Source organism: Streptosporangium minutum, assembly GCF_002149035.1.
GTDB lineage: Bacteria > Actinomycetota > Actinomycetes > Streptosporangiales > Streptosporangiaceae > Streptosporangium > Streptosporangium minutum.
Genome location: NZ_NGFP01000351.1, coordinates 1 through 7,907, shown reverse-complemented (window position 1 = coordinate 7,907; position 7,907 = coordinate 1). Strand labels below are relative to the sequence as shown.

Below are 7,907 nucleotides of genomic sequence, written 5' to 3'. Positions count from 1 at the left end.
CCTCCACGGCCCCCTCCCCCGGCCAGGCGGCCGACGGCCACGGAGCCCACACGGAGCCGGCCCCGAGCCAGGCCGCCACCAAGACATCCATCCCCGGAGGGCTTCAAATGTCCCAGGACGGCTACACCCTGACCCCCGAGACCACGACGGTCAAGCCCGGCGAGGCGACCGACTTCCGGTTCACCGTGACCGGCCCCGACGGCAGGCCGGTCACCGGCTACCAGGTGCAGCACGACAAGAAGCTGCACTTCATCGTGGTCTCCCGCGACCTGGGCAGCTTCCAGCACCTGCACCCCGAAGAGGCCGGGGGCGGCGTGTGGTCGGTGAAGCTGACACTGCCCGGAGCGGGCGCCTACCGGGCGTTCGCCGACTTCGCCCCCGAGGGCGGCACCGGCCTGACCCTCGGCGCCGACCTGCACGCGGAGGGCGACTACACGCCCAAGGCGCTGCCCGCCGCCGGCCGTACGTCCACGGTCGACGGCTACACCGTCACCCTGGACGGCGACCTGACCCCCGGCGCCTCCAGTAAGCTCACCCTCAAGGTGAGCAGGGACGGCAAGCCTGTCACCGACCTGCAGCCCTACCTGGGCGCCTACGGCCACCTGGTCGCGCTGCGCGCCGGAGACCTGGCCTACCTGCACGTGCACCCCGACGGGGAGCCGGGCGACGGGAAGACTCCCGCCGGACCGGAGATCACCTTCTACGCCGAGGTGCCCAGCCGGGGCGACTACCGTCTCTTCCTGGACTTCCAGCACGAGGGGACCGTACGCACCGCGGACTTCACCGCCCGCGCCGGTGAGCTCCCGGCACCGGCCGCCACCACGGGCCCGGAACCGACGGCCACGCCGTCCGCGTCCGGCTCGCACGGCACCCACAACCACTGACGCAGGCATGAAGAGCGAAAGGAGCAGGTGATGTCCTCCCTCACCGACGACAGGCCCTCAGGCGCGGTCGAACTCTCGATCGGTGGCATGACCTGCGCGTCCTGCGCCAACCGGATCGAACGCAAGCTGAACAAGCTCGACGGCGTCACCGCGACCGTGAACTACGCCACCGAGAAGGCCAAGGTCACCTTCGCCGAGGGCATCGACCTGCACGACCTCATCGCCGAGGTGGAGAAGACCGGTTACACCGCCGCACTCCCCCCGAAGCCCAAGAGCAGCGCAGAGCAGGATGAATCACCGAGCGAGCCACAGGACGAACTCCGGTCGCTGCGCGACCGGCTGATCACCTCCGTGGTGCTCGCCGTGCCGGTGATCGCGATGGCGATGATCCCGCCCCTGCAGTTCACCCACTGGCAGTGGCTGTCGCTGACCCTCGCCGCGCCGGTCGTGGTCTACGCGGGCTGGCCGTTCCACAAGGCCGCCTGGACCAACCTGCGCCACGGCGCCGCCACCATGGACACCCTGGTCTCGCTCGGCACGATCGCGGCGCTGGGCTGGTCGCTGTGGGCGCTGTTCTTCGGCAGCGCGGGCACCCCGGGCATGACGCACCCGTTCGCCTTCACCATCGAGCGCACCGACGGCTCGGGCAACATCTATCTGGAGGCCGCCGCGGGCGTGACGGCCTTCATCCTGGCCGGGCGTTACTTCGAGGCCCGCTCCAAGCGCCGTGCGGGGGCGGCCCTGCGCGCCCTGCTGGAGCTCGGCGCCAAGGACGTCGCCGTGCTGCGCGACGGCCGCGAGGTCCGGATCCCGTCCGACCAGCTCAAGGCCGGCGACCGGTTCGTGGTCCGGCCGGGTGAGAAGATCGCCACCGACGGCGTGGTCGAGGAGGGCTCCTCCGCGGTCGACGCCTCGATGCTCACCGGCGAGTCGGTGCCGGTGGAGGTACGGCCCGGCGACACCGTGACCGGCGCGACCGTCAACGCGGGAGGCCGCCTGGTCGTCCGCGCCACCCGCGTCGGCTCCGACACCCAGCTCGCCCAGATGGCCAAGCTCGTCGAGGACGCGCAGACCGGCAAGGCGCAGGTGCAGCGGCTGGCCGACCGCATCTCCGGGATCTTCGTCCCGATCGTGATCGCGCTGGCCGTCGGCACGCTCGGCTTCTGGCTGGGCACCGGCGACGGCGCCGGCGCGGCCTTCACCGCCGCGGTGGCCGTGCTGATCATCGCCTGCCCCTGCGCCCTGGGCCTGGCCACCCCGACCGCACTGCTCGTCGGCACCGGCCGGGGCGCCCAGCTCGGCATCCTGATCAAGGGCCCCGAGGTGCTGGAGTCCACCCGCGCCATCGACACCGTCGTGCTCGACAAGACCGGCACCGTCACCGAGGGCAGGATGACCCTCACCGATGTGCACCTCGCCGACGGCGAGGACCGCGACGAGGTGCTGCGCCTGGCCGGCGCCCTGGAGCACGCCTCCGAGCACCCCATCGCCCAGGCGATCGCCCGGGGCGCGGCCGAGCGGGTCGGCGAGCTGCCCGCCCCCGAGGACTTCGCCAACGTCGAAGGTCTCGGCGTGCAGGGCGTCGTGGACGGGCACGCCGTGCTGGTGGGCCGTCCCCGGCTGCTGGCCGAGTGGTCGCAGCACCTGCCCGTCGAGCTGGAGCGCAAGCTGGCCGAGGCTCAGACGGCCGGCCGTACGGCTGTCGCGGTCGGCTGGGACGGCAGGGCCCGCGCGGTCCTCGTCGTGGCCGACACCGTCAAGCCGACCTCGGCCGAGGCGATCAGGCAGCTGCGCGCCCTGGGACTGACCCCGGTGCTGCTCACCGGCGACAACGAGGCCGTCGCCCGGTCCGTGGCCGCCGAGGTGGGCATCGACGAGGTGATCGCCGAGGTGCTGCCCGCCGACAAGGTCGACGTGGTCAAGCGCCTGCAGGCCGAGGGCCGGTCGGTCGCCATGGTCGGTGACGGCGTCAACGACGCCGCCGCGCTCGCCCAGGCCGATCTGGGCCTGGCCATGGGCACCGGGACGGACGCGGCCATCGAGGCCTCCGACCTCACCCTGGTCCGCGGCGACCTGCGGGTGGCCGCCGACGCCATCCGCCTGTCCCGCCGCACCCTGCGCACCATCAAGGGCAACCTGTTCTGGGCCTTCGCCTACAACGTGGCCGCCCTGCCGCTGGCCGCGCTCGGCCTGCTCAACCCGATGATCGCCGGAGCCGCGATGGCGTTCTCCTCGGTCTTCGTGGTCAGCAACAGCCTGCGGCTGCGCGGCTTCAAGTAAGACCGGCCGCACTGAGGAGCACCCGGCTCCGAGCGGGCACCGTGACGGCCTCCGGCATCGCGCCGGAGGCCGTCACGCTGCTTTTCCGGAGCCGGCGAGCGGGAGCCACGCCATGCCACGGACCGGCGTCACCCGTTCGGCCTGAGTGCCAGCCCTTCGTTCAGTCGAGCCAGCCCAGGCGTGCGGCGCGGACTCCCGCCTGGAAGCGGCTTCCCGCTCCCAGCATCGTCGTGAGCTCGCCGACCAGGCGGGTCACCGTACGAGTGGATACGCCCAGACCGCGGGCGATGGCGTCGTCCTTGGCGCCTGTCGCCAGCAGCCGGAGAACAGCGCGTTGCTGGGCGGTGAGGGTCGTCCGGTCCGCCGAACCCGGTACGTCCTCTGGCTCGGAAGCGAGGAGCCAGCAGTAGTCGTAGAGAGCCGCGAGCGTGAGCACGATGTTGTGGCCGTGGATCAGCACGGCTCCTCGCGACAGATCGCCGGGGTCGGCCTGAATGATCGCGATACGCCGGTCATAGATCAGCATTCGAGCGGGGATCACCGGCGCCGCCCTGACTTCGACGCCGATGGCCGCGCGTGCGCGCAGGTGTTCGCGCATGCCCGGATCGGTCAGCATGCTCTGCGCGTTCAATGAACGTACCCGTACGCCTCTGCTGATCGCCCGGGCACTTCGCGCGTCAGCGTCGATCATGTTCTCGCGTGACCAGGCGGTGGGCGGATGCATCCCCATGACCTCATACCTGGACAGCTCGGCGAGCTCGTCGATCCGCTGCTGGAGAACGGTCGCGCCGTCCTTGCGTTCGTGAAACTCGATGCGGGTGTCGGACGAGTCGACGTAGCCGAGCCCTATGTAGTTCCGTGCCAGAGAGGCCGTCATGACATGCTGCTCGACCAGGTTGTCCAGAGCACGATGGCTGCTCGCGAGGCTACGGGCCAGAGCTGCGGCCGCGTCCACCGTGGTGTGGGTGTCCGGGTTCAGGAGACGGAGTCGTACCAGCCGGTCCCGGGCCGCCTCGATCTCCTCAGCAGCCAGCCCGAGCCCCTCCGCGGCGTCAGGCAGGTCTTCACCTCGGGCATGCATTCGTTCGTAGAGGGCCTGAGCCAGACGGTCTTCTACTGTCGGGGTGGCATCGGACACCAGCGATCCGGGTTCCTCTCGTGCAGATCAAGAACGCGGCCAACATGGCATAGGTGCCACCATTCATGCAACATGATGGCCATCTGTCCGGTTCACGCCATGGCGGACGTCGGCCGTCGATGGCTCCACATTTCCCGCTCTGCCTGCGCCAGGCTGTGAGCGAAGGCAAATCCAGTCGCGCGGCGGACCTTCGCACGGATCGAGCCAAGGAGACGCAGGATGATCACCGTTGCTTACAGTCTTGTCACCTACCGGGTCAGTGGGCTGTCCTCAGAGAGTTGCGACCACTGTCTCACCAGCCTCAAAGCCGAACTCATCCGAGTACCGGGGATCGTCGGCGTGGACATCAAGCCCAGCGACAGAAAGGTCAGCGTCCTGACCGATGGGCCGGTGGACGAGGGACTCATCCGTGAAGCCATGGAACTGGCCGGTTGCGAATTCATCGAAGAGAGGCATCAAGACCAAGAGACTGTCGGGTAACCGACTCACCGCGTAGCGCTGTCACATGTTGATCACGACCGGCGTGGATGCGGAAGAAACGGAGCATCCCCGCCAAGGTCGTTCTGCGTGTGCGAGAACGAGATCAGCGGGGATGCCCGCACATGCTGTCCATCCAACCTGCCCGACATGGTGTGGGCGGTGATCGAACCGTTGATGCCGGTGCGTGACCTGCGCAGCCGATGAGGCCGGCCGTCTCATAGATCATCGGCCGACCGAGAATGTCTCGCCCCCGGACCGACGACGCGGGTTTCCGCGCGCCTCCCGGAACCCGCAGTGCCCGCATAACTTCCCGGAAACCTTGACGCAACGTGCGCTCTCGTTCCATAGTGAGCCCGTTCCTATGAAGCACCACATATACGGAGGTCCTGGCACGCAAAAATGTTAACGCTAACACACTGGCCTCTCTCCATTCCTGTCGCGATGTCACAGGTCAGCTGGCCATGCTGTCGCACGGCGGCCGCTCACACCTCTCGGCCGATGACCCATGCCGCAATTCTCCGAGCATTTGTGGAATCCCCCGGAAAGCGGAGGCAATCATGATTGCCCGGCCCGGATCCCGGCCTTTCAAAAAGGCGTCCCTCTCCGTGGACCCATCCGTACACCAATGGCGGCAATCACCTGTCGGTGCCGGTGGCCTCGCCACCACACCGTCGCTCCTGCCCCGGCCTCTCCATCATGGGCCTCGCTCAATGCGGAACAGCTCGGTGGTCACCTCCGCGCGTCCGCACGAACAGGACGCCACCTTCCGATCGATTCGCGAACATACCCCTCAACCCGGAAAGAGGATCACCCGTGTCACTTGCTCATGGGCGAGGCGCGGTACGGCACGCCCTCGTGCTCGCCGTCACCGTCATCGTGGCGCTCGCCATGTCCGCCGTCGTATCCGCCGTCTCTCCTGGCCGTGCCGAGGCGGCGCCGGGCCCGTCGTTCACCAACCCGGTCGTCCCCGCGCCCAACAGTGCCGACCCGACGCTGGTCTTCCACAACGGCTTCTACTACTACGTGGCCACCACCTGGTCCGCGGATGTCGTCATGCGCCGCTCGGCGACGATCGCCGGCCTGCGCAACGCCCCCGAACAAGTCGTCGTGCGGACCGGCGGAGACACGATGTGGGCCCCGCACCTGGAGATGGTCGACAATCGCTGGTACCTGTACTACTCGGTGGAACAGGCCGGTGGACCGCGCCGCACGCATGTCGCCGAGAGTGCCGGTTCCGACCCGATGGGTCCCTACACCATCCGCGGGATCGTCAACCTGATGCCCAACAACGGATGGGCGATCGACGCCAGCCTGCTCAAACTCAACGGCAACCTGTACATGACGTTCTCGGCGTTCGCGCCTGAGGACAACCTGCAGTCGCTGTACATCGCGCCGATGTCGAACCCCACGACGGCCGGCGCCTTCGGAAGGCGGATCTCGACCCCCACCCTGGCGTGGGAGCGCCAGGACGGCGCGGTCAACGAGGGTTCCTTCCCGCTGCAGCGGGGCGGCCGTACCTTCCTGACCTACTCCGCCAGCCACTGCAACGGCCCCAACTACAAGCTCGGCATGCTGGAGTACCGCGGCGGCGACCCCCTGGCGGCCGGCTCCTGGACCAAGTTCGCCAATCCGATCTTCCAGCGCAACGACGTCAACGGCGTCTACGGCCCCGGCCACCACTCCTTCTTCACCTCTCCCGACGGCACCGAGACCTGGATCGCCTACCACGCCAACTCCTCAGCCGGCCAGGGCTGCGGCACCACCCGCACCACCCGGGTGCAGAAGATCTCCTGGAACGCCGACGGCACCCCCAACCTCGGCACCCCGGTCTCCACCTCCACCGTGCTGCCCGGCCCCTCAGGCGAGACCGCGTCCGCCACGGTGCGGATCCGCAACCGGCACAGCGGTCTGTGCCTGGACGACTACAACTGGGTGACCGCCCCCGGCGCAGAAGTCCGGCAGTGGACCTGCAACGGCGCCGCCGTCCAGGACTGGGAACTCATCCCCGCCGCCGACGGCTACCACACGATCAGGAACCGGCACAGCGGCCTGTGCCTGGACGACACCGACTGGGCCACCACGGCCGGCTCACCGGTCCAGCAGTGGACCTGCAACAACCTCGCCGTCCAGCAGTGGCGGCTCACCTCCACCGGCGACGGCCACTCCACCCTTACCAACAGACACAGCGGCCTATGCCTCGACGACTACAACTGGGCCACGACGCCCGGCGCCGAAGTACGGCAGTGGACCTGCAACAACAGCGCGGTCCAGCAGTGGAGCATCGCCTGACGCGATCCCGGGACGAGTTTCGATGACGCCGCGGTCAGCCCGCCTGCCGGCCGCGGCGTGAAAGGACCATCGGCGATCAGCACTGGCAAGGATGGCTCAAGAGCCCGGCGGCGAGGACCGGCGCCAACGCGGAGTACGCATCGGTCACGCTCTACGGCGGGCAGTCGGCCGGCACCGGGGACGTCCGAAGCCCGAACGGCAGCGGCTTCAGGTCCCGGAACACCTATGAGGCCGCGTCCGCGGGCGGGCCGCCCCGATCTGATCCGGCGACAGGCGCGCATCGGCTACTACTTCTCGTAGCAGGATTTGCCAGGAGAGAATTGCCCACCCTTTTGCAGTGATGTGCCCAGCAGGATATACGCAGGTCAGTGCATTGAAAGGGCGGCTCGGGACGGTTGGCGTCCGCGCCACAGGGGACTATGGATCTTAGTAAAGCATGGGGAGAGATTCATGGGACCCTGGGCGGCCGTTCTGGGCCTGCTGGGCGTGCTCGCCGGAGGGATCATCGGCGTGTACGCCGCCTCGCTCCTGCTCGCGCCACGGGGATCCCTTGAGGCGGGCCCGTTCCTGTCGGGCGCCCGGCCTCGGGAGCACGCCCTGTCCCGCTTCCATGTCCGCTGGTACGCGGTGACGCTGCTCTTCCTGGCCTTCGACATGGAGATGGTCTTCATGTACCCGTGGGCCGTGGTGGTCGCCGAGGTCGGAGCCGGGGCGCTGGTGGAGATGTTCGCCTTCCTCGGCCTGCTCATGGTCGGAGTCCTGTACGCCTGGCGCGAGGGGGCGTTGCGATGGGCGTGAGCGGCCGGCTCCTGCGGTACGCCTCGGCCCGCCCGCCC

At 68.9% G+C, this 7,907-nt stretch carries 6 protein-coding genes; 5 read left to right on the top strand and 1 reads right to left on the bottom strand.

The features are described 5' to 3' along the window. Together CA984_RS40985 and CA984_RS40980 are read left to right on the top strand one after the other, a co-directional pair. A partial coding sequence (locus CA984_RS40985; protein WP_086578731.1) for a hypothetical protein occupies positions 1-884 on the top strand: 884 nt, incomplete at its 5' end. A gap of 30 nt (positions 885-914) precedes the next feature. Next, positions 915-3,164, top strand: coding sequence for a heavy metal translocating P-type ATPase (locus tag CA984_RS40980; protein ID WP_086578730.1), 2,250 nt, complete (start codon positions 915-917; stop codon positions 3,162-3,164). 160 nt (positions 3,165-3,324) lie between these two features. Here the strand turns inward: CA984_RS40980 and CA984_RS40975 are convergent, their stop codons facing one another. Next, entirely contained in the window at positions 3,325-4,302 is a 978-nt protein-coding gene (locus tag CA984_RS40975; protein ID WP_133061933.1) for a helix-turn-helix transcriptional regulator, read from the bottom strand. Between the two features lie 219 nt (positions 4,303-4,521). On the opposite strand from CA984_RS40975, the gene CA984_RS40970 reads away from it, so the two are divergent. From CA984_RS40970 to CA984_RS40960, 3 genes are all read left to right on the top strand, one after another. Next, the gene (locus CA984_RS40970) at positions 4,522-4,782 is read left to right on the top strand and encodes a heavy-metal-associated domain-containing protein (RefSeq protein WP_086578728.1); all 261 of its coding nucleotides are present in this window, start codon (positions 4,522-4,524) and stop codon (positions 4,780-4,782) included. A gap of 813 nt (positions 4,783-5,595) precedes the next feature. Further along, positions 5,596-7,071 (top strand): family 43 glycosylhydrolase, encoded by a 1,476-nt coding sequence (locus CA984_RS40965; protein ID WP_207621232.1) that lies wholly within the window; start codon positions 5,596-5,598, stop codon positions 7,069-7,071. Positions 7,072-7,521: 450 nt separating this feature from the next. Further along, positions 7,522-7,869 (top strand): NADH-quinone oxidoreductase subunit A, encoded by a 348-nt coding sequence (locus CA984_RS40960; RefSeq protein ID WP_086578726.1) that lies wholly within the window; start codon positions 7,522-7,524, stop codon positions 7,867-7,869. Positions 7,870-7,907: the final 38 nt, after the last annotated feature.